20 protein-coding genes and 1 pseudogene are annotated in these 24,773 nt (G+C 57.5%); 6 read left to right on the top strand and 15 right to left on the bottom strand.

Going from position 1 to position 24,773, the window contains the following annotated elements; genetic code table 11:
• Positions 1-83 precede the first annotated feature (83 nt).
• The 8 genes from L3068_RS05525 to L3068_RS05490 form a co-directional block, all read right to left on the bottom strand.
• The gene (locus tag L3068_RS05525) at positions 84-668 is read right to left on the bottom strand and encodes a hypothetical protein (protein ID WP_080361091.1); all 585 of its coding nucleotides are present in this window, start codon (positions 666-668) and stop codon (positions 84-86) included.
• A gap of 155 nt (positions 669-823) precedes the next feature.
• Positions 824-1,390 carry a hypothetical protein gene (locus L3068_RS05520; protein ID WP_117581092.1) on the bottom strand — a complete coding sequence of 189 codons (567 nt, stop codon included), beginning with the start codon at positions 1,388-1,390 and terminating at the stop codon, positions 824-826.
• A 357-nt stretch (positions 1,391-1,747) separates the two neighbouring features.
• Positions 1,748-2,191, bottom strand: a complete 444-nt coding sequence (locus L3068_RS05515; RefSeq protein ID WP_032628744.1) for an SMI1/KNR4 family protein — start codon at positions 2,189-2,191, stop codon at positions 1,748-1,750.
• A gap of 7 nt (positions 2,192-2,198) precedes the next feature.
• Positions 2,199-6,395 carry an RHS repeat-associated core domain-containing protein gene (locus tag L3068_RS05510; protein WP_117581093.1) on the bottom strand — a complete coding sequence of 1,399 codons (4,197 nt, stop codon included), beginning with the start codon at positions 6,393-6,395 and terminating at the stop codon, positions 2,199-2,201.
• A gap of 17 nt (positions 6,396-6,412) precedes the next feature.
• The gene (locus L3068_RS05505; RefSeq protein ID WP_045281655.1) at positions 6,413-6,850 is read right to left on the bottom strand and encodes a DcrB-related protein; all 438 of its coding nucleotides are present in this window, start codon (positions 6,848-6,850) and stop codon (positions 6,413-6,415) included.
• Between the two features lie 51 nt (positions 6,851-6,901).
• Positions 6,902-7,786, bottom strand: a complete 885-nt coding sequence (locus L3068_RS05500; RefSeq protein WP_117581095.1) for an efflux RND transporter periplasmic adaptor subunit — start codon at positions 7,784-7,786, stop codon at positions 6,902-6,904.
• Complete coding sequence (locus tag L3068_RS05495; RefSeq protein WP_014882886.1) at positions 7,783-7,998, bottom strand: DUF1656 domain-containing protein; 216 nt, start codon at positions 7,996-7,998, stop codon at positions 7,783-7,785. The genes L3068_RS05500 and L3068_RS05495 overlap by 4 nt, the downstream gene beginning before the upstream one ends.
• Positions 7,991-9,973: an FUSC family protein gene (locus L3068_RS05490; RefSeq protein WP_117581103.1), complete on the bottom strand. Its 1,983-nt coding sequence runs from the start codon at positions 9,971-9,973 to the stop codon at positions 7,991-7,993. The genes L3068_RS05495 and L3068_RS05490 overlap by 8 nt, the downstream gene beginning before the upstream one ends.
• A 76-nt stretch (positions 9,974-10,049) precedes the next feature.
• Between L3068_RS05490 and L3068_RS05485 the strand changes: the two genes are divergently transcribed.
• Positions 10,050-10,844 (top strand): AraC family transcriptional regulator, encoded by a 795-nt coding sequence (locus L3068_RS05485; RefSeq protein ID WP_014882884.1) that lies wholly within the window; start codon positions 10,050-10,052, stop codon positions 10,842-10,844.
• Here L3068_RS05485 and L3068_RS05480 read toward each other — a convergent pair.
• Entirely contained in the window at positions 10,841-11,731 is an 891-nt protein-coding gene (locus tag L3068_RS05480) for an oxidoreductase (protein ID WP_117581105.1), read from the bottom strand. The two genes, L3068_RS05485 and L3068_RS05480, sit on opposite strands and share 4 nt — an antisense overlap.
• 105 nt (positions 11,732-11,836) lie before the next feature.
• Here L3068_RS05480 and L3068_RS05475 point away from each other — a divergent pair, with 105 nt between their 5' ends.
• A complete protein-coding gene (locus L3068_RS05475) occupies positions 11,837-12,958 on the top strand; it encodes a YbdK family carboxylate-amine ligase (protein WP_014882882.1) in 1,122 nt (373 codons plus the stop codon).
• Here L3068_RS05475 and L3068_RS05470 read toward each other — a convergent pair.
• From L3068_RS05470 to L3068_RS05460, 3 genes are all read right to left on the bottom strand, one after another.
• Positions 12,909-16,043, bottom strand: a complete 3,135-nt coding sequence (locus L3068_RS05470; protein WP_117581107.1) for an efflux RND transporter permease subunit — start codon at positions 16,041-16,043, stop codon at positions 12,909-12,911. The two genes, L3068_RS05475 and L3068_RS05470, sit on opposite strands and share 50 nt — an antisense overlap.
• Before the next feature lie 9 nt (positions 16,044-16,052).
• Positions 16,053-17,114: an efflux RND transporter periplasmic adaptor subunit gene (locus tag L3068_RS05465; RefSeq protein ID WP_117581109.1), complete on the bottom strand. Its 1,062-nt coding sequence runs from the start codon at positions 17,112-17,114 to the stop codon at positions 16,053-16,055.
• A gap of 110 nt (positions 17,115-17,224) precedes the next feature.
• Positions 17,225-19,933, bottom strand: a complete 2,709-nt coding sequence (locus L3068_RS05460) for a cation-transporting P-type ATPase (RefSeq protein ID WP_023336856.1) — start codon at positions 19,931-19,933, stop codon at positions 17,225-17,227.
• A gap of 488 nt (positions 19,934-20,421) precedes the next feature.
• On the opposite strand from L3068_RS05460, the gene L3068_RS05455 reads away from it, so the two are divergent.
• Complete coding sequence (locus L3068_RS05455; RefSeq protein WP_023332302.1) at positions 20,422-20,670, top strand: DUF1158 domain-containing protein; 249 nt, start codon at positions 20,422-20,424, stop codon at positions 20,668-20,670.
• A 57-nt stretch (positions 20,671-20,727) separates the two neighbouring features.
• Here the strand turns inward: L3068_RS05455 and L3068_RS05450 are convergent, their stop codons facing one another.
• On the bottom strand, positions 20,728-21,069 hold the full coding sequence (locus L3068_RS05450) for a RamA family antibiotic efflux transcriptional regulator (protein ID WP_236904874.1): 342 nt from the start codon (positions 21,067-21,069) through the stop codon (positions 20,728-20,730).
• Between the two features lie 32 nt (positions 21,070-21,101).
• The gene (locus L3068_RS05445; RefSeq protein ID WP_023332301.1) at positions 21,102-22,205 is read right to left on the bottom strand and encodes a RomA family MBL fold metallo-hydrolase; all 1,104 of its coding nucleotides are present in this window, start codon (positions 22,203-22,205) and stop codon (positions 21,102-21,104) included.
• A gap of 190 nt (positions 22,206-22,395) precedes the next feature.
• Here L3068_RS05445 and L3068_RS05440 point away from each other — a divergent pair.
• The 3 genes and pseudogenes from L3068_RS05440 (at position 22,396) to nfsB (ending at position 24,119) form a co-directional block, all read left to right on the top strand.
• Positions 22,396-22,987: pseudogene (locus L3068_RS05440) on the top strand (TetR/AcrR family transcriptional regulator).
• Complete coding sequence (locus L3068_RS05435) at positions 22,977-23,345, top strand: MmcQ/YjbR family DNA-binding protein (protein WP_014882874.1); 369 nt, start codon at positions 22,977-22,979, stop codon at positions 23,343-23,345. The pseudogene L3068_RS05440 and the gene L3068_RS05435 overlap by 11 nt, the downstream one beginning before the upstream one ends.
• 120 nt (positions 23,346-23,465) lie before the next feature.
• On the top strand, positions 23,466-24,119 hold the full coding sequence (gene nfsB, locus L3068_RS05430) for an oxygen-insensitive NAD(P)H nitroreductase (RefSeq protein ID WP_014882873.1): 654 nt from the start codon (positions 23,466-23,468) through the stop codon (positions 24,117-24,119).
• A 27-nt stretch (positions 24,120-24,146) separates the two neighbouring features.
• Here nfsB and L3068_RS05425 read toward each other — a convergent pair whose 3' ends face one another.
• Positions 24,147-24,749: a hypothetical protein gene (locus tag L3068_RS05425; protein WP_023336855.1), complete on the bottom strand. Its 603-nt coding sequence runs from the start codon at positions 24,747-24,749 to the stop codon at positions 24,147-24,149.
• Between the last annotated feature and the right edge of the window lie 24 nt (positions 24,750-24,773).

Below are 24,773 nucleotides of genomic sequence, written 5' to 3'. Positions count from 1 at the left end.
AAAATATCTGTAAGAATCACAGAGAGCACCCCTTCGCAAAAAAAAATAACATTATCGCTAACTCTCTTTTGAACGAAAAGAATTTACCCATAAAAATAATTATAAAACGCATTAAAACTTTCATTACCGATGAGAGGTACAATTCTTTTCCGCAACTCATCAATAAAATCATCCTTTACTTCGTCATTATCATCTGCTATATCAAAGATATCGTATTTACCATATACTAAATCAATAAGCTCAGCTAATGAAAATATAAATCCAGAGAGACTATCAGCTATTTTAAAAGGTTCAACTACATCATAACTTGCATAAACAGGAGTGTTATCTTCATCGACAACTGCAATTATAGGTTTACCTCCACCTAAATCATCACCAATAACCAGGTAATTGTTTGGCAAATACTCATATCCATTTTGAGCCTTCGAGATCTCACTCACAGAGTGAATTTTAAATGGCGTGAAGCCTGTTTCAATCTTTAATTTTTCAGGATTATAATTTTCATATAAAAATTCCACCTCTGTCGAACGAGGTAAGTTGGACGGGAAGGCATTGTCCAGATCATTGACGGTGCTGAAAATCCCTGAAAGCGAGTATTTATTGCAAATGAAAATAAGTTGTTTTAATGCTTTTTCAATCTCATTAATAATAGTATCAGACGCATCCATAAATATAGCCCTCAGCAATAACCAATTAAATTAAAAAAATTTTTATAGAACTAATTAAAAAATAAGAAAGTAAATGCATTCTGAATAAAAAACAACCTGTATTATATCAGCCGAAAATAATTAACATTAATCCAGCTTTTATTAATCACTTATCTTTACGAGCACTGCCAAAAACCAGCCACGATATTCCCGCCAGATATATTTTTATACAAATACAAAGCACCGTAACCAAAGATGTAATCACCATCAAGCAATGCATCTGGATAATAATCTTCATCTATCTGCATGAAAAATTCATAACCATCTTTTTGCAAAGCATCAAAATAATAATCTTCCGATTGTATTAACCTTGCATCTTCGGTTTTAGTGATAAAGTCAAACTCTTCCTTTTCAACCTTATCATACCCAACAATAACTGCCTTATTAATATGTTTTATCGTAAATGCATCATTATTGCTTTCATCAGAAAACGGATACGTAAAAACTTTTACTGAACAATTGGGGTAGATATTGTTATCAATCATATCCTCATGCCCTTCAGGAATAAGTATCGTAATATACTCATGTCCATCATCAGGATTCTGAACTGTCAAATAAAACTTATGCCCCTGAATATCACCTAGTTTATCTAAAAAGAATTCAGGGACATTTCCACCTATCCGCCCAATGACATTACCATCAGAAAAGATACTTATTTTAGAGATCAGGTTATCTTTAATCATTTCTTCAACTCACCCCCATAAAAAGTACATTTTCTCTTTCCTAATTCCCATAACAATTTCAGCGTAAAAATTCTTAGCATCTTTAAGTCACATTTATGATCAACTACAATGTACGTCTCTTTAGATAGGATTGAAAAACAAATTAATAAAAGCCGGAAAAGTTTATTTTCTTTACCGACTAATGGATTTAATAAAGCCTGGAGTCTGAACGTGATTTAGCATCTCTTATACCAAGTCAGCAGAAAAGGAAATATGTTATTAATGAAATAATTGGGCACTCCATCAATGCATCAATGAAGCCCCCTGTAAAAAGTAGTGATCAACAAAGCCACCCTCTTACGAGGGTAAGAACCTGTATCACCATGCTTCATCTTCAGGAATTATTTTTCCGATAAAACTGTCAAAATCTGGCTCAAGATAGATCTCCTCCTGATTTTCCAAATCACAAAAATATACTGCACCATCATTTATCCCAACACAATAGGGAAACCCACCTCCATCAATTGCGAATGGTATAAAATTTTCTGCAAGAATTTTTTTGTTAACTACTAAATCCTTATAGTAATCATCAACAGTTAATATGCCTGAACTTTTAGTATGTAATATAGGTAAGAAATATTTTATATCATTCTCGTAGTGTTCACTTTGATAAACACGACGACCTTCGTCCAGTATGCCACCATTACTTATAAGCCATAAAGATTTTAAGGCATTAGGAAAAGTTACGCCCAGCGAAACTTCGATCTTGCCTAGCTCATTAGCAGATACAGCAGGTGAAGAATCTATAAGTTTAATCATCATTTCTCTCCTATTGACAATGTTTAGGAATACGACCTCTCAGCCATCCTTTACTATGAGATATTTTTATAGCTTCAGGAGAGCCATACTTCACTCCAAAATGTTTTTCGAACTGAGATACAGACCCCTTATGTGGGAAAGATGCTTTGTGCGCCTCAGTCGTGACTAACTGCATAGTTGACTTACCTGTTTTTGGATCAAAATCATCAAGGTGATGCCATGTATATTCGCTTGCATCAGCTTCACTTATGCCTGCAAGTTTGTAGGCTTCTGTGAAATCCCGCCCCCTTGATCCTTGAAGGGTAATTTCAACGATATTTCGTTGTGTCCCAGTAACAGGATAAAGTGATGGGCTTCCACTAAAGTCAACGCCGCTCAATGCCAGACCCATAGGGTCTATCCATAACAGAGAGTTAGGGGCATAGTTATATAAATTTAAGTTTCCACCCGCCAACCCAATCGGATCCTGCACAATAAACCGCCCGACCTGCGGGTCGTAGTAGCGGAACAGGTTATAATGCAGGCTCGTCTCACCATCAGCATACTGCCCGGCATAGCGAAGCGGCTGATGCGCCATCGCCGTGCGATTCACAAGCCGTGAGAACCCTTCGCTCTGATGGCGCACCTCGCCAAAGCTGCCGTACTGGCCGCTCCAGCGCACCGCGCCGCGCTCGTCGTACACTTCCAGCGGCGCGCCGTTCAGATCGGTGTTAAACCAGTAAATCTCACCGCTGTTCTGGTCACGAAGATGATCCACCCGCGCCAGCGGGCTCCAGGCTTCATTCGGGTCGTAGATATAGGTGTTGCACAGCCCACTCTCCTGCTGCTCCTGCAGCAGCCGGTAGCCCTGCCACAGGAAGCGCGTTTCGGTGGTGCCGTGCGTCGTAGTGACGATTTTGCGCGTGCGGCGGCCCAGCGCGTCGTAGTGATAGCGCGCCTCAAACCGCCCTTCCGGCCCGGTTCCCCGGGCGGATACCAGACGGTTCTCGGCGTCATACGCATAATGCTGTTCATACAGCCCGTTGCGGCGGCTGACCAGGTTGCCCCAGTGGTCGTATTTCATAAACAGTGCCTGCCAGTGCTGCAGGCGGTTATCCGTGACCGATACCGCATCGTCACTGGCTGCGAGGTTATCCGCGGCGTCATAGCTGAACTGCGCGCGGCTGTGCCCCTGTCGGGCCTCGTAGTGCTTCAGCAGACGACCTTCGGCGTCGTAGCCGTAATCCACCTCACCGCGCAGGGTGTCGCTGACGCCGGAAAGCTCGCCGCGCGCGGTGTAGCGATACAGCCGTTCCAGGAGCGCTTTCTCCGGCAGGGTCACGTCCGTACTCAGCTCACTGCGCTGAAGGGTGCGTCTGCCCAGGCTGTCATACTGGCGGAACTGCTCGCGCGCGCCCTGGGTGCGGCGCACCTCGCGGTGCAGGCGGTCGCGGGTGAACTCGGTCACCAGCTGCTGCCCGAAGCGGATGGCGCTGACGTGGCCGGAGCCGTAGTGCAGCCAGGCCAGCTTTTGCTCGCCGGGCAGCGTCAGGCCGGTCAGGTTGCTCAGGGCATCCCATTCGTAGCCCACCGCGCCGTTAATACCGGATTCGCTCAGCACGCGCCCGTTGGCATCGTGCCGGTAAACAATCTCATCGCTTTCGATACCCAGGGCAACGCCTTCGGCAGTCGGCGTGCGGCGGATGCGGGTAATCTGGCCGCTCAGGTCGCGGAAGTAGCGGTACACCGCGTGGCGCTGAGTGCGCCCGATCAGCAGCCCGCTGTCGTCATAGCTGAACTGCTGGACGCGACGGGCGATGCCGCCGTCGGCGGCAGGCCGGCCGTTCTCTTCGAGCGCGCAGAGGAACCCTCGCGCGTCCCATACCATATGGCGCACGGTCTCGTCCGGGCGCGTTTCGCTGAGCGGGCGGCCCACGGCGTCGTAGGTGAAGCGGTATTCCGCCCCGTTGCCGTTATCGAGTCGCAACAGGTTACCGCGCGGGTCATAGCGCCACTGGCGCACGCGGCCAATTCGGTCGGTAAGGCTGACCGGGAGGCCGAGCGCGTTATAGGCCCAGCTCACTTCGCTTTCCAGCGGGTCGCGCCAGCCCGTGAGCTGACCGCGTTCGTTCCACACCAGCGACTCACGGCTGCCGTCCGGGTGGATCACGGCGCTCAGCAGCCCGGCACGGCTCCATTCCCGGCGCGTAATATTCCCTTCCGCATCCTCGCTGGCAATCAGCTGCCCGACTCGGTCGTAGGTAAAGCGGGTCACGCTGCCGGAGCAATCGGTGCGCTGCGTCAGCAGCCCCTGGTGGTTCCAGACCAGACGCACCACGCCGCCAATGGCGTCGGTGATGCTCCCCGGCAGGTTTTCTTGATCGTCGGGATAGTCATACGCGGTGGCGTTACCGGCCGGATCCGTTTCCGACAGCAGGCGACCGCGAAGGTCGTACATGGCCTGCGATGAGGTACCGTCCGGATACACTGTCCGGGTGATGCGGTCGGTCAGACGATACCAGTGATACTCCGTACGGCGGCCCGCCGGGTCCGTCTCGCTGGTCATGCGGCCGTATTTGTCCCACGTGCTGCGGCGCATCGCGCCGCCGGGGAGAATGACGTCGCAGAGTTCGCCGTCGCGGTAAACAAACGTCGTCTGACGACCGTCGTAATCCGTGAAGCGCGCAACGTTGTCGTCGTCGTCCACCAGCCAGTGCGCCTGCGCGCCGTCATCGCGGGTCGCACGGCGGGTGCCGTTATCAAAATCGTATTCGAACGTCAGCTGTTCGCCGCCGCTGTGGCGGAAGCCGACCACGCGCGGCAGGCCATCAATCTCCTGCCAGCGGTATTCGCTCAGCAGGCCGTTGGCGTCCTCATGGGCGCTCATCAGCCCGTCCTGCCAGCGGAAGCGTCGGCGCACGCTACCGCCCCGGCCGGTCACACAGACCAGCTGGCGCTGTTCATCATAAGCGTAACTGACCAGGCAGATCTCGTCATCCAGCCAGGCACCGGCAAGCCTGTCACTGTCGTAGCGGCAGACTACGCGCTGGCCCGCGCTGTCGGTAAGGGCATGCAGAGTATTATTCGCATTCCACTCGAAGAGGATAGCGTTGCCGCAGGGTTCAGAGATGCGCTGGAGCAGCGACGGGGCATTATCCTTAAGCGGCGCATAGTGCCAGCGCTCGCCGCTGACGTCATACACCGACCAGCTGTCGTCAGAGTGGTGCTCAAGCCAGTTTTTTTCGCTTTCGCAGTAGGTGCGCATCCCTTTCGGGACATTCGGGAAGGCGATGTAATCACCGGACGGCGCACGCCACACCAGCCCGTCCTGATACGGCTCCAGGCGGCTTTCCCAGAACAGGCTCCACCCGCGGCCCAGCACGCTGTCGCCGGGGTTGCCGCTGCGCCAGTAGCGCTGCCAGCGCACCGGCAGACGGGAAGGCAGGACGAAGTCCAGCTCGTCATCCCCGCTGAGAAACTTCTGCCCGCTTACGATATCCACCGGGCGGGCGATGATCCCCGCGGCGGCAACGCCGGTCATCAGCGTGCCGGCGCGGCAGGCGATACGGGCCAGCTTATTGATACCGGGAATTTTCCCCAGCAGCTTAGACAGCGCCCCAACTTTGCCAGCGGCACCGCCCCACCCGCCGAGCAGGCCGGCGAACAACAGGGTAAGATCGGAGACTTTATACAGCCACTCGGGGACTTCAGACTGAATGGGCAGGGTTTGCTGCGGGTCGCCGCCGATGATGACGTTATCCGAACCGGTCATCACCTTCGCGTCGCAGGTGGTACGATCCCCGATGCGGGACGCAGGCTGGCTGTTAATGAAGACTCGCTTAGAGCCTTCGGCCATCTGCTGCGAGCCGTCGTCAGAACAGTCGACGGTGCTATCGGTGGCAAGCGCGGCGGGTTTACCGTTGATAAACACATTGGGCGAGCCGGAAGTGATGACGCCTTTCTTCGTCATACTGGATGCCCCGGCGTCCGCGATGCTGTCGCGGGCGGCGGTCGCCAGCTCCCCGGTGTAGTACCCTACGGCCAGGCTCGCGCCGACGAGCAGGACGCCCACGCCCAGGCAGGATGCGCCAAGTCCGGCAATAAACATCGCCCCCGCCAGAATGCCCCCGGCGGCGGCAATCAGGCCGCCGACAATCGTTCCGGCAATCATCCCGGCAAGCGCACCGGAGTGGCCGATATCATCACCTACGCGTGCAGCTTCAAACATAACAACGGTCCCTGATGTTAATGGTGGAAGCGAAAGCTCCTGAGAAGATCGCCAAACATCGCGCGGTCAGCATCGCCCGGCGCGCGGGTGCAGGTCATGGTGAAGACCAGAATTTTATTGCCGTCGACGTTAAACACGGCCTGCTGCTGCCAGATGCGTTTGCCGTCGCGCAGGTAGCTGGCATGGACGGTTTCACCCTGTGAAAGGCCGTCACCCAGCGTAGCGGCGCTACGCTCCCCCTGCTTCCATCCCTTGATGTGTTTTTCCATCAGGGCGAGCTGGCGATCGATGTACGCGGCAAGCGCTTCGCCAGCGTTGAGGGCATCACGGGAGAGGTTGAACGCTGGCGCGTCCGCTGCGGGCGGCGCGAAGACGTTGACGGTACGATCCTGATAACCTTCAGGAAAATCGATCAGACCTTCACTGAAAAGGCACTGCGAAGTTGGTTCTGACATTGAGCGGGTCCCACCACATATTTTCAGAAGCGGTAAGTTTCGCATATGTGTTTAAGGCTGACTATCCCCAGATTTTCGCCCCACCGCCACGCTCGCCGACAGCCCCGCCACCAGCTCAACCCCCTCCGGCAACCTGTCGATATGAATACGCACCGGCACGCGCTGCGCCAGCCGCACCCAGCTAAAGGTGGGTTCGACGTCGGGCAGCCCCAGCACGCCCGTTTCGTCGTTGCTGTCCCCGATCCCACGCCCGATGCTCTCCACGTGCCCCGTGATGACCGGATCGTATCCCATCAGCACTATCTGCGCGGCATCCCCGACGCGAATATGGCGCAGTTTAGTCTCCTCAAAATACCCCACTACCCAGAAGCTGTGGGCATCGACGATGGCGACCTTTGTCTCCCCCGCCGTCGCGTAGTCTCCGGGCCGAAGCCGCAGGTGCGTAACGTACCCCGAGACCGGCGCACGCACGGTGGCGTGCGCCAGATTCAGCTCTGCCAGATCCAGCGCGGCCAGCGCGCCGTGATAATTGGCCGCCGCGACGTTCGCCGCGCTGCCGGTTTGCTGCACATCCTCGCTCGAAATGGCGTTTTTAATCAGCCTGCGGCGATGGGCCGCGTCCTGGCGCATCACCATCTCATGGCGTTTCGATTCCACATCCGCCTGCGCGCTGGCCACCGCCAGCCTGAGCCAGCGCGGATCGATGGCGTAGAGCACATCGCCCCGGTTCACCCACTGGTTGTCCCGCACGGCCACGCTGATGACGGGCCCGGAGACGTCCGGCGCAATCTGCACCACGTCCGCCCGCACGCGGCCGTCGCGGGTCCACGGCGTTTGCGCGTAGTGTTTCCACATCATAAACGCCAGCAGCGTGGCCGCTGCGACGGCGCTTAACGTCAGCGCATAGCGAGCCAGTAAAGAGAGCAGTGATTTCATGACAATAACCCCAACGCGATCAGGCCCTGCATCAGCAGGTAAAAGATGACAATCCAGATTGAAACATCCATCAGTGGGCGAAACGGCAAGCGCCGGTAGACCCTGCTGAGAGAGAAAAGCGCGACGAGGCTCAGCGTGCAGACCAGCGTCGCGAGGGCGGCCATCAGCAGCCCCGGAATAAAAACGCCGCCGATATTAATATCGTTAACCATGGTCTGGCCCCCGTAATGCACAGTGAAGATCCACCAGCCTGAAGACAAACTGGCGCGTCGGTTCATCTGCGGCAGGCAGGTTTTGCTCGATGATGGCGGTAATGCGTTCGCCTAAGGCGTGGCGGTCCGCGGCGTTTATCCGATGAAATAGCGCGTCAACCTCCCTGCCGGGGGGGGTGTCACTGCGACGTATATGCATGACTGAAAGCCCCAGGCGCAGCGCGAGCAAAAGCCTTTCAAGCGCCTGCTCTGGCGCACGCTCGCTGCGCTGCAAACGCGGCAGCAACAGGGCAGTTCGGTCCATCATCAGGTTGATCCAGTGCGTTTCGTCGACCCGCAGCGTGCCTTTCACGCTGCGGCGAATGTCGCGCTGGCAGAGGTTCAGCAGACGCGTGATGGCGGCGTCCGCCTGCACGGTTTGCATCAGGCTCATGCTGATGACGGCAAAGCCGGTCGCTGCAAAGAGCGCAATGGCGGTGTTAGCCGCGACGGCGAAGTCGCCGCTGTAGTGCGCGCCCAGCTCGCACAGAATGGGCAGCGTCAGGGTGATACCCATCGCCATAAACGTGGTTGGCGGGCGCGCCTGAAGCGACCCGGCCAGCAGATACGCCGGAGCAAGCACCGCCACCAGCACCGGGAAATCGCTTACCTGCGGCAGCAGCGCAAAGCTGTAGAGCAGGCTAATCACCACGCCCCAGAACGAGCCAATGATGTATTTCACGATGTGGGGCGCCGGCGTGTCGAAACTGCCAAACAGCGTGCAGCAGACGCCAAGGATAGAGACCGCCGTACCGCCATCCGGCCACGCAGAGAAAATCCAGACCAGACAACCGCTCATAATGATGACGAAAGCCCCAAGCGCCGTGCGGGCGGCGGTAAGCGGATCGCGGTGGAAAACGTAGCCTTTTGCCGCGCGGGTTTGCATCTCCCCAAACGCAGGTTTTGCGTGGTGGATAGCCCCGGAAAGACGCTCGCACTGCTCCAGAAGCGCGATGGCCTCTGAGAGGTAGCGAATAAAACTGACCTGCAGCGCGTCGTCAATCGTCTGCGCATGCGCGGCATACCGATCGATAAGAAGCGTACAGCGGAGCCGCAACGCCTCAGCCGCGCTGCTGGCACCCGCGTCTTCAGCGGCAAGCCAGGCCTGAACATCCTCCCGCAATGCCTGCATGTCGGCGGGCAGAATTCCGGGCGTCAGCAAGCGATCGTGTAGTTCACAGTTGACGATCGCGAGCCGTGCCAGCCGATCGTGAATCGCTTTTCTGGCCTGCCGCACCGGAGCGGACAGGGCAAAATCATACGGAACATGGTGGCTTATCCCCTGCAGGAACTGCAGCGCCAGGGCCAGATGCAGGGGGCCGGAAGCCGCGCCGGGTTTACCCGCCAGGGTGTCCCCCACCCGACCGCGCGCGGCCTGTAGCGTCTGGGATAATTTCGCGTTGAATAGCCCTGATACGCGTGCGGGCAGCACGTAGCGGTGAATCAGCCCCGCACAGAAAATCCCAATCGCGATCTCCTGCACGCGGACGAGGGCAACGTTAAAAATGCCACCCGGATCGGATACCGCGGGAAAACCAATCAGGCTCGCGGTGTAACCGGCCAGCACGAAGGCATAGGCCCGGGGCGTGCGCTCCAGCAGGGAGAGCCACAGGCAGAACGTGATCCAGCCGGTCAGCACCACGCTGCACAGGATCGGCATATTCGTGAAGATGGGCACGATCAGAACGGTCGCGCTGGCCCCCGCCACGGTCCCGACCAGCCGGTAGAGGCTTCTGCTCAGCGACGCCCCGACCGACGTCTGCGAGACGATGTAAACCGTAATAATGGCCCATGAGGGACGTTCGAGACCTATCGACAGCGCGAGGTAGTAAGCCAGCATCGCCGCGGCAAAACTCTTCGCGGAGTAGATCAGCGCGCCCGCATCGTTTCGCAATGTGGCGGGGAGACGCACGTGATGAGAGAAGATCTTATTCATGCCGGGATTATTACCGGCTTGCAGACCCGCTTAAATACTCTATTCTGTCAAAAAATACCTAAATGTTGCCAGAATCATGAAGCCGCAATCCGCTAATACGCTGTATGACCCTGACTCTACCGCCTCTCCTGCCGTGGCGCGTCATCTGGACTTTGTGGACTACGCTGCGGAAGTGCCGGTGCATACCCATCGCAAGGGCCAGCTGATTATTGCCCGTTACGGCGCGGTCAGCTGTTACGCGGAGAATGACATCTGGATCGTGCCGCCAGACTGCGCAGTCTGGATCCCCGGCGGGATCCCGCACAGCGCGAAAGCGACGTGGAACGCGCATCTGAACTATTTGTTTATTGAGCCCGGCGCGGCGGCGCTGCCGGAGAGGTGCTGCACCCTGGCGATCTCGCCGTTGATTACGGAGCTGGTCGACCGCCTGACGCGCGAAGGCGTGGATTATCCTCCCGACAGCCACGCCGCCAGGCTGACCCGGGTCACGCTGGATGAGCTCGCCAGCATGCCGCAGCAGAAGCTCAGCCTGCCGGTCTCGACCGACCCGAAAATTCGCGCCATGGCCGACGCGCTGGTCAGCCGCCCTGAGGACAGAAGCACCCTGAAAGACTGGGCGAAACGGCTCGCCCTCAGCGAGCGCTCGTTTGCACGCCTGATGCAACGCGAGACCGGGCTGAGCTTTGGGCGATGGCGGCAGCAGCTGCACCTGATTATTGCCCTGCGGGAGCTTGCCAGCGGCGTGCCTGTCCAGAACGTGGCGGCAACGCTTGGGTATGAATCCGTGAATGCGTTTATCACCATGTTCAGAAAAGCGATGGGCAGCACACCCGCACATTATTTTGCCGAACGGAAAAACAGCGGCCGTTAACCCGGCCCCTCGCTCCCCGCCGCCAGCAGCGGCACCACCACGTCGCTGATGGGCACCGCAATCCCGTGTTTGCGGCCATAGCGCGGGATCACGCCGTTGCGGATATCCCACTCCATTGGACGGTTGGCCTGACGATCGGCCAGGATCGACGTGCCCAGGTCTTCAGGCGCACGCTGAAAGTTCTCCAGGATCTCCCCGGCCACCGCATCGTCAAGCTTCGCCCCCTCGGCGCGGGCAACGGTAAGCCCCTCGCGCAGATAGGCCAGCGCAAGTTCGCTGATGTCCTCACGCCTGAACATCCCGGCGCGGCGGTTAGCCAGCACCATCAGCCCGGCGACCGCGTTTTGCAGCAGCTTGCGCCAGGCGACCGTGGCGAAATCTGCCGAGAGTTCCACTTCACAGCGCGTACCGCGAAGCGCATCCACCACCCGCTGCGCCTGCGGCACCTCCGGCAGCGTCAGGCGAGGTTTGGCACGCAGCCACACGGAGGCATCCGGCTCGCGCTGTGCCGGGAACCAGACCACCGACGGCAGCACCGTTGCGCCGTTGACCCACGGCTCAAGCTGGGCTTTCTGCTCCACGCCGTTTTGCAGGGCGCAGACCACGGTGTTCTCATCACACAGCGCGCGCAGCCACCCGGCGCTGTCGGCATTTTGCGTGGTTTTAACCGCAATAAAAACCAGATCGGCGGGACGCGTAATGACGGCAGGATCGGTTAAGACCGGACCGGGTACCACCGTTTCGCCCTCGTCATAACGCAGGCGTAATTCCGGATGTGCGGTACGTCCGCACAACAGCGGCGTGCGGCCCACGTCATGCAGCACCGCGGAAATGGTGGTCCCAATCGCACCGGGACCTATCAGCGCAATCACTGGATTGTCAGACATGATTAACTCCCCTTTTCGCTAAGCCTGCTAACAGTTATACCACCCTGAAAAGTGAGCGCCACGTCGTTGTCTATACTCAACACACAACTGACAACGGAGTGCGCCATGCCTTTACCCGATTTCACGTCCTCTGAACCGTTCACCCTCGGCATCGAACTCGAACTGCAGGTGGTTAATCCGCCCGGGTACGATCTGAGCCAGGACTCTTCCGCGCTGATCGCCGCCGTCAAAGACGACATCAAAGGCGGAGAAGTGAAGCACGACATCACCGAAAGCATGCTCGAAATCGCCACCGGCGTATGCCAGACCATCGACCAGGCAGCGGCGCAGTTCTCGGTGATGCAGCAGAGTATTCTGCGCGCGGCGGCGGAGCAGCATATCCAGATCTGCGGCGGCGGGACGCATCCGTTCCAGAAATGGCAGCGCCAGGAGGTGTGCGATGACGAGCGCTATAACGTCACGCTGGAGCGCTTTGGCTACCTGATTTTGCAGGCCACGGTGTTCGGCCAGCACGTACACGTCGGCTGTCGAACCGGGGACGATGCCATTTACCTGCTGCACGGTCTGTCGCGCTTTGTGCCGCACTTTATCGCCCTCGCCGCCGCGTCACCCTACATGCAGGGCACGGACACGAAGTTCGCCTCATCGCGTCTGAATATTTTTTCGGGATTTCCGGATAACGGCCAGATGCCGTGGGTCAACAACTGGCAGGCGTTCGAAGGGCTGTTCCGCCGCCTGAGCGCCACCAGCATGATCGACAGCATTAAAGACCTGCACTGGGACATTCGCCCCAGCCCGCACTTTGGTACCGTGGAAGTGCGGGTGATGGATACGCCGCTGACGCTCGGCCACGCGATAAACATTGCCGGGCTGATCCAGGCAACCTCCCACTGGCTGCTGACCACGCGGCCCTATAAGCATCAGGAGAAGGATTTTCTGCTGTACCGATTTAACCGTTTTCAGGCCTGTCGCTACGGGCTGGAGGGGATTCTGACGGACGTGCATACCGGCGAACAGAAAACCGTGGCGGAAGATATCGCCTGGCTGCTGGAACAGGTTGCGCCATCGGCCGAGAAGCTCGGCGCGACAAGCGCAATCACTGAAATTGCCCTGCTGTTAAAGCAGGGCAAGAGCGAGGCGCAGCGCATGCGGGACTTTATTGCCGACGGCGGCTCGCTTATTTCTCTGGTTCAGAAGCACTGCGAGCTGTGGGCGACGAGTCCGTAAGGCCGTGGCCCCACTCACGCAGACGCTGGAACAGCACGAACAGAGCGGGGATGAACACGATCCCCACGACGGTCGCCACCAGCATACCGCTGAACACCGTGGTGCCAATGATGCGACGGCTCTGGGCACCCGCCCCGGTCGCCAGCATCATTGGCATGACGCCGATAATAAACGACACGGCGGTCATCATCACCGCGCGGAAGCGGCGCGATGCCCCTTCCCTCGCCGCATCGACAATCGTCATTCCGTCCATGCGCCGGGCGCGGGCGAACTCCACGATAAGAATCGCGTTTTTGGCCGCCAGCGCGATCAGCAATACCAGGCCAATTTGCACGTAGACATCGTTAGCGTAGCCCGCCATCCACAGCCAGACCAGCGCCCCGCCGATGGCTAAGAGCACTGAGAGCATCACGCTCGCCGGGAGCGTCCAGCTCTCGTACTGGGCGACGAGAAACAGCCACGCCATCACCACCGCCGCCAGCACAATCCATATCGCCTGATTGCCGGTCTGCTGCTCCTGATACGACATGCCGCTCCAGGCGTAGTCGTATCCGGCAGGCAGGCTCTCTGCCAGAATTTCGCTCATCACCGCCATCGCGGTGCTGCTGCTCACCCCTTCCGCCGCCGAGCCGCTCACCGACACGGACGGAAACTGGTTGTACTGCTGCAGGAACGGCGCGCCAACGCCCGGCGTGATGGTGACGAGGTTGCTCAGGCGCACCCGCTCGCCGCTGTTGCTGCGTACAAACAGCTCGCTGATTTGCTCAGCGCGCTCGCGCCACTGCATTTCGTTCTGCATAACAACGTGGTAAACGCGGTTGTTGATGCTGAAATCCCCGGCGCGCGTGCCGCCAAAGGCGGTTTGCAGGCTACTGAAGATGCGCGATACCGGCACGTCGAGACGGGCCGCACGCTCGCGATCGACGGTCAGCGTCAGCTGCGGGACGTTGCTGCTCCAGGTGGTGAACACACGGCTTAGCTGCGGGTGCTGATTGGCTTTCATCAGCACCCCGCGCGTCACGCGCTCCAGCTCCGCCGGGCTTTGCCCCGCTTGCGCCTGTATGCGCAGATCGAAGCCGGAGGCGTTGCCCAGCCCCGGCAGGGTCGGCGGCGCGAAGGTCATGATGGTCGCTTCCGGCAGGGCCAGCAGCTGACGCTGCAGGGTAGCCATCACCTCGTCCAGCGGCGGGCGCTCGCTCCAGTCTTTGAGCATGATGGAGATAAACCCGCCGTTGGAAGCGCTGGTGCCGTTAAGAATGTTAAAGCCGGAGACCTGAATCACGTCTTCCACCGCCGGATTTTTAGCGATTAATTCGCGTGCGGTGGTCATTACCGCTTCGGTGCGCTCCAGCGAGGCGGCTTCCGGCAGCTGAACGCTGGCAAAGAAGTAGCCCTGGTCCTCCTGTGGCAGGAAGCCTTTTGGCATCGACGTAAAACTGAACGCCACCACGGCCGCCGCGCCTGCGGTGGCCAGCAGCGCCAGCCACGGGCGCAGGGTGAATACGCTTACGATCCGGGTATAGCGATTGCGCGTGGCATCCAGCCCGCGGTTGAATCCGCGAAAAATCGCAGCGGGCTGTGCCGGACGCGGGCGCAGCAGCATTGCACAGAGCGCGGGCGTCAGGGTCAGCGCCACCAGGCTTGAGAGCGTGACCGCCGTGGAAAGCGTGACCGCGAACTGGCGGTAAAGCTCACCGACAATCCCCGGCAGCAGCGCCACCGGCACAAATACCGCCAGCAGCACCAGCGTCGTGGCTATCACCGGCCCGGCAATCTGGCGCAGCGCCAGCGCGGTCGCCGCCGTGCGGCTCTGCCCTTCGGCCATCAGCGTTTCGACACTCTCCACCACCACGATGGCATCATCCACCACCATCGTCAGCGCCAGAATGATGGCGAACAGGCTGAGCGTGTTGGCGGAGTAGCCCAGCATGTACAGCACCGCAAACGTGCCCACCAGCGACACCGGAATGGCGAGCGCAACAATCAACGTCGCGCGCCAGCTTTGCAGGAACAGGGATACAACAACAACGACCGCCAGCATCGTCAGCGCCAGCGAGACGCCGATCTCCTTGATGGTGGCCGCAACGAAGGTGGTAGTATCGAATTTCACCTCGTAGACCAGGTCGTCCGGGAAGCGCGACGCGAGGCGCTCCAGCTCGGCGCGCACCGCGTCGGCCACGCGCAGGGCGTTGGCGGACGGTGTCGGGTAGATGCCGAGGTAGGCGGAGTCGTGTCCGTTCAGCTGCGCGCCGGAGCTGTAGCTACGCGAGCCAAGCTCGATGGTGGCGACGTCCTTCAGGCGCACCAGCTGGCCCATCTCGCCGGCGCGGATAATGATGTCAGCAAAATCATCAGCCAGGTTCAGGCGCCCCAGCCCGTTGATGGTCAGGGTCTGCTGCTGGCCATTAAACACCGGCGGCGTGCCGACCTGGCCCGCCGCTCCCTGCACGTTCTGCTCGCGCAGCACCTGCGCCACGTCGTCCGTGGTAACGTTCAGGGCGTTCATGCGGTCCGGACGCAGCCAGATGCGCATGCTGTAGTCGCGCGCGCCAAACATCTGCACCTGACCGACGCCCGGCAGGCGCGACAGCGCCTCACGCACCTGGGTGCTGGCGTAGTTACTGACGAATAGCGGCGTGTGGGTATTGTCAGGTGAGTAAAGACTTACCCCCATCATCAGATTGGTGGCGCGTTTGCGCACCTGCACGCCGTTTTGCTGCGCCTCCGCTGGCAGTTGCGCCACGGCCTGCGCCACGCGGTTTTGCACGTCGATGGCGACTAAATCCGGATCGGTCCCCGCGGCAAAGGTGATGTTAAGGCTGTAGGTGCCTTCATCCGAACTCGTGGACTCCATGTACAGCATGTGATCCACGCCGTTAAGCTGCGTCTCCAGCGGCGTGGCGATAGCCTCCGCCACGTCAGCCGAACTGGCCCCCGGCCAGCTGGCAGAGACATTCACCACCGGCGGCGTGATCTGCGGATACTGCTCCACCGGGATAATCTTCAGCGCGATGGCCCCCAGCAGGGTAATGACCAGCGCTATCACCATCGCAAAGCGCGGGCGTTTGATGAAAAACGTCAGCATGATGGCTCCTTAATTCAGTATCTGGACGGCAGCACCGGGCTGTACACGCTGTGCACCGTCAGTGATCGCTCGCTCACCAGGCTTAACACCGGAAGCAATCTGGAACTGCTGCCCAACCTGCCCGGCAATTTTTAGCGGGCGTTTTTCGGCGTTTCCGTCGGCACTCACCACCCAGGCAAAGAATCCATCGCCATTCTGCTGGACCGCAGCGGCAGGGAGCGTCAGTACCGGCTGCTCGCTGGCCGGGCGCAGCGTCACATTTACGTTGCCGCCGGGCAACAGCTGATGGCGCGGGTTGGCAAACCCGGCGCGCAGCATCACGCTGGCGGTGCGCGGGTCGATGCGGTTATCCACCGAGGTCAGTTCACCCCGGATACGCTGTCCGTTGCTGTCAATGAATACCTGCCACGCCTGTTTCATGGCGCTGATATCTGCATGCTGTCCGGCTTTGGTGGCAAAGGCGCCCTCTTCCAGCGCAAAAGCGATGCGGATCGGATCAAGCTGTACTACCTCCACCAGCACGCCGTTTGCGGGGTTGACCAGGCTACCTGCGTGGAAGTTGCTGTGCCCCACGCGACCGTCAATCGGCGAGGTGATGCGGGTGTAGTTCAGGGTGACGTTGCGTGCATCGAGCCGGGCTTTGGCCTGCTCCAGCGCGGCGCGGGCGACGTCGCGCTGCATACGCGCGTTGTCCACGTCATGACGGCTGATGGCCTTGCTGCTGCCCAGGCTTTCAAAGCGGGAAAGCTGCTGCTGCGCCTGGCGCAGCGTGGCTTCAGCGCTGTTGACTTCGGCCTGCGCCAGACGCACGGCGGCACGCGGCTCGGCATCGTCCAGCTCAAACAGCACATCCCCTTTTTTCACATACTGCCCGTCGCGAAAGTGGATTTTAGTGATAACACCTTCCGTGCGGGCGCGCAGCTCAACGGTGTGGATGGCTTCAATGCGCCCCGGGATCTGACGCTCGGCGGCGTGGGCGGTCTGCTCCACGTTGGCGACGCGCACGGGAATGGCGGCGAAGACGGGTTGCAGGGTGCAGGCAAGGAGTGCGAACAGGAGTGGGAATTTCATGGAAGTACCTCAGCGTGATTTCCCCCTCACCCCGCCCTCTCCCACAGGGCGAGGGAGGTCAGAGTTCCCTCTCCCTGTGGGAGAGGGTTAGGGTGAGGGGTAAGGTTTTGTTATGCAGCCTTACGGAACCTGCGGGTCAGTCGCTTCTCGATTTCGACGACGAAGAACATTCCCATTGCAACCGCCAGCGTCACAAACCAGTAGCGGAGCGGCAGCGCTTCGGTGCCAAACAGCATCTGCATAAACGGCAGGTAGATGATTGCGGCCTGGAGCAGGAACAACACGCCCGTGACCAGCCAGATGCCTTTATTCGCCAGCAGACCACGGTTCAGGGAGAACCCTTCAGTGTTGCGGCAGTTAATCATGTACACCCACTGGGCGCAGACCAGCATCTGCAGCAGCACGGTGCGGATGAACTCCGCGCTGTGGCCGCGCGGGGCCAGCCAGGCCTCCAGCGCAAAGGCGGCAATGGCAATCATGGTGCCGACAAAGGCCACGCGCCACACCGCGTAGGCGTCCATCACGTGCTGCCCGGTCTGACGTGGTGGACGGCGCATGATATTGCGCTCGGCGGCTTCAAAGGCCAGACCGAAGGAGAGCGTGGCGGAGGTCGCCATGTTCATCCACAGAATCAGCACCGGCGTCAGCGGAATGATGTTCCCCGCCAGCAGCGCAATCACAATCAATAGCCCCTGCGCCAGGTTGGTCGGCATGATGAACAGAATGGTCTTCTTCAGGTTGTCGTAAACGCGACGCCCCTCTTTCACCGCGCTGGCGATGGTGGCGAAGTTATCGTCCGTCAGGACCATGTCCGCCGCCTCTTTGGTCACTTCCGTGCCTTTGATGCCCATTGCGATGCCGACATCCGCCTGACGCAGCGCCGGGGCATCGTTCACGCCGTCGCCGGTCATACCGACGATTTCACCTTTCTCCTGCAGCGCTTTCACCAGGCGCAGCTTATGCTCCGGGCTGGTACGGGCAAAGATGTCATAGGTCACCGCCGCATCCGCCAGCTCGGCATCGTTCATCTTCTCAAGCTGATAGCCGGTCACCGCCTGCTCGCTGTTGGTGATCCCCAGCATCTGGCCGATGCTCATCGCCGTCTGCGGGTGATCCCCGGTGATCATCTTCACGCGGATCCCCGCCTGCTGACAGGCGTTAATGGCATCAATCGCTTCCGGGCGCGGCGGATCCATCATTCCGGCAATGCCGAGGAAGATCAGCCCGTGGCTCAGATCGTCGTGCGTGAGCGCCGTTTCGCCATTGGCTGGCTTAAACGCCGCCGCAACCATGCGCAGTCCCTGACGCGCATAGCGCTCCATCTCGTTTTCCCAGTACGCGCGGTTGAAGGCGTCTGCACCGTGGCGGGTTTGCTGCTGTGCGCACAGGGCGAAAATGACGTCCGGCGCGCCGGTGATCAGGATCTGCTCCTCGCAGCCAATCTGATAGTGGGTGCTCATGTACTTGTACTGCGAGTCAAACGGGATCTTGTTAACCAGCGTCGTTGTTACCGGCGCGAGGTTGGCTTTCGCCGCCAGCACCTTCAGCGCGCCCTCGGTTGGCCCCCCGGTGATGCCCCACAGGCCGCGCTCGTCCTGAATCAGCTGGCTGTCGTTACAGAGGTCAATAGTGCGCAGGTACTGCTCCAGCACGGTGCCCGGCTGGATCTGCACTGGCTCATCACTGCCTTCCAGGTAAATGTTGCCCACCGGCTCATAGCTGTTGCCGTCCACGCGGTAGCAGGTGTCGGCGGTGATGATGGCTTTGACCGTCATCTCGTTCATGGTCAGGGTGCCGGTTTTATCCGAGCAGACCACGGTCATCGCGCCCAGGGTTTCAACCGTCGGCAGCTTGCGGATGATCGCCCGCTTGCGCGCCATCGCCTGCACGCCCAGGGAGAGGATAATGGAGATAATTGCAGGCAGACCTTCCGGTACGGAGGCGACCGCCAGGCTGATGAGGGAGAGCAGCAGCTCGCCCATTGGGATCTCGCGGAATGCCAGGCTGAAGACAAACAGCGCGGCCATCATCGCCAGAATAATGGCGAAGATCGCCTTACCCAGCTTGTCCATCTGCACCAGCAGCGGCGTGCGGTGTTTTTCAATGCCCGCCATCATCTGATTGATATGGCCAAGCTCGGTCTCCTGCCCGGTGGCAATAACCACGCCCACGCCACCGCCCGCGCTCACGGTAGTGCCGGAGAAGACCAGGTTGGTGCGATCGCCCAGCGGCAGCTCACCATTCAGCGGCTGAGTATGTTTATCCACCACGGTGGATTCACCGGTCAGAATCGCCTCTTCCACGCGTAAATTATGCGCCTCAATTAAACGCATATCCGCCGGAATACGATCCCCAGCGCGTAATACAATAATATCGCCCGGGACTATTTCAGTTGTGGGGAGCGTTTCATGATTGCCATTACGAATGACGCGCGCTTCGCTGGAGAGCATGTTACGAATACTCTTCAGGGATTTTTCCGCGTTGCTTTCCTGAATATGACCAATTAAGGCATTGATAACCGCCACGCCTAAAATAACCAGCGTATCAACCCAATGCCCCATGACCGCGGTTAATACCGCGGCGGCAAGCAGGACGTAAATCAGTACATCGTTAAAATGCGCGAGAAAGCGCAGCCAGCCCGGCTTGCCTTTTTTCTCCGGCAATGCATTCGGGCCATGTTTTTGCAGACGCGCCTGCGCCTCTGCGCGGTCCAGACCGCTCACCTGGCTCTGCGTATGAGCCAGCACCTGCTCTACGGTCTGCTGGTATGCCAGCCCGCCGGAAGGCGGCATGTTTGGGGATAATTTTTTTTCGGTCATCGTATTTTTCCTTCAATATCCGGTGAACAGAAGCCTGAATTCCTTTCGGGCTTTAATTTATTCATTTTTAAGTCTTGCGGCTAAAATTGATCTACCGCAATATATTTACCGCTGGGTTATTCAAAATTAATTACGATTATTTCGACAAGCTGATTTTTACAAAATATTTCTAAACCAACGCTAAACGAGGGGGAAGCATGTTTGGTATTTATCGCGGACGACGCCTGGCGTTATACATTGTCGCAGCCATTGTTATTGCGACGTTAATTGGATATAGCACATATAGTTTTGTAAAATTATTTTCATGATGCAGACATTTATTTACATGGCATAATATTAATATAATCACCACGATTAAATCATTCTCCTTACGCGCTTTATTTGCCGGAGAAGGTGATTATTTCATTAAAAAAGCCCAGGCAGGTTGATATTGCTTTACGTTAAAGGATGCCGGACAATGACATTTTTAACTGACGATTAACATTACGATGAAACACCCGTTAGAATCGCTGCTGACTGCCGGGGGCATTTTATTACTGGCGCTGATCTCTTGCCTGCTGTTACCCGCGCCGTCGCTGGGCCTGGTGCTGGCGCAAAAGTTGATGACGACCTTTCACATGGTCGATCTGAACCAGCTTTACACCATTTTGTTTTGCGTGTGGTTTTTACTGCTTGGCGCTATCGAATTCTTCGTGCTGCGTTTCGTCTGGCGCCGCTGGTTTTCACTGGCGTCCTGAATACATAAAAAAAGCCGGGTAGCAGCTTCGCCTTACCCGGCCTGTGTGTTGTCAGTTTCAGTGCGTCCGACTGTGGTTTTCCTTGCGGTACGCCCCTGGCGGCTGATGGAAGGTGCGGGTAAAAATGCGCGTGAACGTCTGCTGCGATTCAAACCCGTAGCGCAGGCAGATCTCATAAACGCGCTCGTCCGATTCACGCAGATCCCGTGCCGCCAGCAGCAGCTTGCGTTCGCGAATATAGAGCCCCAGGCTTTCACCTTTATACTGCATAAACAGCCGCTGCAAATGCCATTTGGAGTAACCCGCATGGCGGGCAATGTCTTCAATGCGTAACGGCTGGTGCAGGTTGTCGTCGATCCATTCGACGATCGTATCAATGACTTGAGCGGAAATGGTCATACTGCTCTCCCCTTCTGCTTCTTGCTTAAACATTATTCCCACCACTGACGAAAAGTTTGTGTGGTATCACTCACCCGAACGGGCTCGCCCAGTTCCGGCGTGAGCAGTCGATAGTTTTTATCCTTACTGGCTTTTGCCAGCTGGATCAGCGGGTCGTTCCAGGTGTGTTTCGCCAGCACAAAACGACCGTTATGCCCCGGCACCACCGCCTTTGCATTCAGGTCGACCGACGCCTGAGCCGTCTCCTCTGGCAGCATGTGGATGTACTTCCAGTCCTGGTCATACTGGCCGTTTTCCATGATGGCTAAATCCACATCACCAAACTGCTCGCCGATTGCCTTAAAGTGCGGGCCGTAGCCAGAATCTCCGCTGTAGTAGATCTTCTGCTCTGGGGTGACAAACATAAAGCTGCCCCACAGCGTCTGGTCACGTTTAATGCCTCGCCCGGAGAAGTGACGTGCGGGCAACAGGTGAACCGTCAGCGCATCGCTGATGTGCACCGACTGGTTCCAGTCGCGTTCGTCGATAATCTCTGGCTTCATCCCCCAGTAGCGCAGGTGTGACCCTACCCCGAGCGGCGTCACCACGCGTTTCACCTTCGGCAATAACGCCCTGATAGTGGCGTAATCCAGGTGGTCGTAGTGATCGTGAGAGATAATCAGCAGGTCGATCTCCGGCATGCTCGCCGCGCGCCACGGATACTCCCCCGCAAAGGCTTTATTGAGAAACGAAAACGGCGCGGCATAGTTACCAAGGACCGGGTCGATCAGGATGCGTTTTCCCGCCAGCTGCAGATACCAGGAGGAGTGGCCGAGCCATACCAGCGTGTCCTGCTCCAGCGGCAGGCTCGCCAGATCGGTTTTCACCAGCGGCAGCGGCTGAGCCGGGCGGGCATTTTCGGTTTTACGGGTCAGGAATTGCCACCACGCCACCAGCATATTTTGTTGGCCGGTAAAGCCAGGCGTCGGGAGCGTATTGTGGAATTTCCCCTCGTAGTAGTGCGGAGACGCTTCCACTTCCGTGAGCTGCGCACCCTGCGGTGGCTGGCCAAAACCGGCATTCAGAACAAACGGTAAACTCGCAGCTGAAGCAATAATCATGACGAACACCACGCAGATGAAGAGAGTTTTTTTCATATCCTGACCCGAAAACGCGAGCCATCCGATGGTTTGCGTGGGGTAAACTTGATTATGAGTGAGTAAGCACTCATTATAGATATGATGAGAAAGTCGTCAAGACGTTTTCGATCTTTGACATTCCGCGTTGCAGCGTGTCAAAGCACGTGTTTCAATCAGGGTTTTTATCAATGAAAGGGGGAAAAATTTAGTGGCACGTCCGAAGAGTGAAGATAAAAAACAGGCCTTACTGGACGCCGCAACGGCGGCATTTGCACAGTCAGGTATTGCCGCCTCAACGGCGCTCATTGCCCGTAAGGCGGGTGTCGCCGAAGGGCACCCTGTTCCGCTACTTTGCTACCAAAGACGATCTGCTGAATGCCCTCTATCTGCACCTGAAGCAGGATCTCTGCCAGACCATGCTGGCGAACCTCGATCGCACCATCACGCTGCCGAAAGAACATACCCGCAATATCTGGAACAGCTATGTGGACTGGGGGATTCGTAACCCCGTGGCGCATGCGGCTATTCGCCAGATTGGGGTCAGTGAAAAGCTGAGCGCCGAAACGGAAATGGCGGTGAAAGAGATGTTCCCGGAACTGCATGAACTGTGCCGTCGTTCGGTGCGCCCGGTGTTTATGTCGGATGAATTCAAAACGTTTGGCGATGCGCTGTTTTTATCGCTGGCCGAAAGCACGATGGAGTTTGCCACCCGCGATCCGTCCCGCGCCGTCGATTTTAAAGCCCTGGGTTTTGAAGTGATGTGGCGTGGACTGGCTCAGGAGGAGAGCGATGGACAGTAAATCCTTGCAGGAACACGCGAAGCGCGTCGCGCTGGAGATGCCTTTTACCGAACACTGCTGGCCGTTCGGCCCGGAGTACGACGTCTTCAAGGTCGGCGGGAAAATTTTCATGCTGATGGCAACCGCACACGGACGGCCGCACGTTAGCCTGAAATCCGATCCGGAAACGTCGCTGTTAAATCAGCAGATCTACCGGGGCGTTGAGCCTGGTTACCATCTGAATAAAAAACACTGGATTTCCCTTTACGGCACCGAGGACATCACCCCGGAACTGGTTGCCGACCTGATTGCAGATTCCTGGAATCTGGTCGTTGATAAACTGCCGAAGAAAGACCAGAAGTGGATACGCCCTGCCTGATTGTTCGTCTGAGACGAACAGATTAAGCGCTCGAAATGCACTTATCTTTTGCCGCTTTGCGCGGTAATCTGCTCTCCTTTCGCGCCCGCGTACGGGCGAATTTCATTACCAGGAGTAGTTATGGATATCATTTCTGTCGCCCTGAAACGCCACTCCACCAAGGCGTTCGACCCGACTAAAAAACTGACCGCTGAAGAAGCAGAAAAAATCAAAACCCTGCTGCAGTACAGCCCGTCCAGCACCAACTCCCAGCCGTGGCACTTTATTGTGGCCAGCACCGAGGAAGGTAAAGCGCGCGTGGCGAAATCCGCCGCAGGGACCTATGTGTTCAACGAACGCAAAATGCTGGACGCCTCTCACGTAGTGGTGTTCTGCGCGAAAACCGCGATGGACGATGCCTGGCTTGAGCGCGTCGTGGATCAGGAAGAAGCCGATGGTCGTTTTAACACGCCAGAAGCCAAAGCCGCGAACCATAAGGGCCGGACTTACTTCGCCGATATGCACCGTGTGGATCTGAAAGATGATGACCAGTGGATGGCGAAACAGGTTTACCTGAACGTCGGTAATTTCCTGCTGGGCGTGGGTGCCATGGGTCTGGATGCAGTGCCAATCGAAGGTTTCGATGCCGCGATCCTCGACGAAGAGTTTGGCCTGAAAGAGAAAGGCTTCACCAGCGTAGTGGTGGTGCCGGTTGGCCATCACAGCGTGGAAGATTTCAACGCCACGCTGCCGAAGTCTCGCCTGCCGCTGAGCACGATTGTGACCGAGTGCTAATCCCGACGGGCCGCCGCGCGCGGCCCGTTACGTTTTACTGATGACCAGTCTGCGATGCGGATGGACATCACGATCGTTTCCCCAGGCAAAAGCAATCCAGCGTTCTTCCAGTTCAGCGTATGAACTCACTGGTGTTAATTCCCACTCTGCGCCTACCGTACCGTCCGCCACGCTTATCTGGTAATTCATGCTGAACGCCCAGTCTATCATCCGCAACCAAAACCGCTGCCCGTCTCCCGTTTGCTCGCTGTCTGAGACCACGATATCGTATTCGCTGAGCACCCACTGAAAGAAAAGTTGTGGCAACCCGCTGATAACGGATTGATGGACCGCGCGGGGCGTACGCCAGACCATCACTTGCGTGGCGGCACCGTGAGGAAAGGTAATTTCTTTATGAAACGTCAGCTTCACGGCATATGCCGTATAAGGCTTACCGTCGTCGGTGGTCACGAGACGGTATTCATCGCTATAGCGCGACTTCAGAAGCCGATACCCCACAGGCAACAAAAAACCTGGCAGATGAAAATCCACCGTGCCCCGCAACAGAAACGCTTCGGTATGTTCAACGTTTTGAGTGATAAGCCCAAGTTTTTGGCTAAATTCTGCGGAATCAATCATCAGTGGCGACATCGGTGGTTTCTCATCGCGTAAGTA

The sequence above is a fragment of the Enterobacter cloacae complex sp. ECL414 genome (genome assembly GCF_021869685.1).
Taxonomy (GTDB): domain Bacteria; phylum Pseudomonadota; class Gammaproteobacteria; order Enterobacterales; family Enterobacteriaceae; genus Enterobacter; species Enterobacter kobei.
The sequence above is the reverse complement of the archived record's forward strand: the minus strand, read 5'-3'. Positions and strand labels throughout refer to the sequence as shown.

Excerpts from the sequence above, each read along its gene's own strand:
- L3068_RS05525 (WP_080361091.1), bottom strand. The coding sequence starts at position 668 with ATGGATGCGTCTGATACTATTATTAATGAGATTGAAAAAGCATTAAAA.
- L3068_RS05520 (WP_117581092.1), bottom strand. The coding sequence starts at position 1,390 with ATGATTAAAGATAACCTGATCTCTAAAATAAGTATCTTTTCTGATGGT.
- L3068_RS05515 (WP_032628744.1), bottom strand. The coding sequence starts at position 2,191 with ATGATGATTAAACTTATAGATTCTTCACCTGCTGTATCTGCTAATGAG.
- L3068_RS05510 (WP_117581093.1), bottom strand. The coding sequence starts at position 6,395 with ATGTTTGAAGCTGCACGCGTAGGTGATGATATCGGCCACTCCGGTGCG.
- L3068_RS05505 (WP_045281655.1), bottom strand. The coding sequence starts at position 6,850 with ATGTCAGAACCAACTTCGCAGTGCCTTTTCAGTGAAGGTCTGATCGAT.
- L3068_RS05500 (WP_117581095.1), bottom strand. The coding sequence starts at position 7,786 with ATGAAATCACTGCTCTCTTTACTGGCTCGCTATGCGCTGACGTTAAGC.
- L3068_RS05495 (WP_014882886.1), bottom strand. The coding sequence starts at position 7,998 with ATGGTTAACGATATTAATATCGGCGGCGTTTTTATTCCGGGGCTGCTG.
- L3068_RS05490 (WP_117581103.1), bottom strand. The coding sequence starts at position 9,973 with ATGAATAAGATCTTCTCTCATCACGTGCGTCTCCCCGCCACATTGCGA.
- L3068_RS05485 (WP_014882884.1), top strand. The coding sequence starts at position 10,050 with ATGAAGCCGCAATCCGCTAATACGCTGTATGACCCTGACTCTACCGCC.
- L3068_RS05480 (WP_117581105.1), bottom strand. The coding sequence starts at position 11,731 with ATGTCTGACAATCCAGTGATTGCGCTGATAGGTCCCGGTGCGATTGGG.
- L3068_RS05475 (WP_014882882.1), top strand. The coding sequence starts at position 11,837 with ATGCCTTTACCCGATTTCACGTCCTCTGAACCGTTCACCCTCGGCATC.
- L3068_RS05470 (WP_117581107.1), bottom strand. The coding sequence starts at position 16,043 with ATGCTGACGTTTTTCATCAAACGCCCGCGCTTTGCGATGGTGATAGCG.
- L3068_RS05465 (WP_117581109.1), bottom strand. The coding sequence starts at position 17,114 with ATGAAATTCCCACTCCTGTTCGCACTCCTTGCCTGCACCCTGCAACCC.
- L3068_RS05460 (WP_023336856.1), bottom strand. The coding sequence starts at position 19,933 with ATGACCGAAAAAAAATTATCCCCAAACATGCCGCCTTCCGGCGGGCTG.
- L3068_RS05455 (WP_023332302.1), top strand. The coding sequence starts at position 20,422 with ATGAAACACCCGTTAGAATCGCTGCTGACTGCCGGGGGCATTTTATTA.
- L3068_RS05450 (WP_236904874.1), bottom strand. The coding sequence starts at position 21,069 with ATGACCATTTCCGCTCAAGTCATTGATACGATCGTCGAATGGATCGAC.
- L3068_RS05445 (WP_023332301.1), bottom strand. The coding sequence starts at position 22,205 with ATGAAAAAAACTCTCTTCATCTGCGTGGTGTTCGTCATGATTATTGCT.
- L3068_RS05435 (WP_014882874.1), top strand. The coding sequence starts at position 22,977 with ATGGACAGTAAATCCTTGCAGGAACACGCGAAGCGCGTCGCGCTGGAG.
- nfsB (WP_014882873.1), top strand. The coding sequence starts at position 23,466 with ATGGATATCATTTCTGTCGCCCTGAAACGCCACTCCACCAAGGCGTTC.
- L3068_RS05425 (WP_023336855.1), bottom strand. The coding sequence starts at position 24,749 with ATGTCGCCACTGATGATTGATTCCGCAGAATTTAGCCAAAAACTTGGG.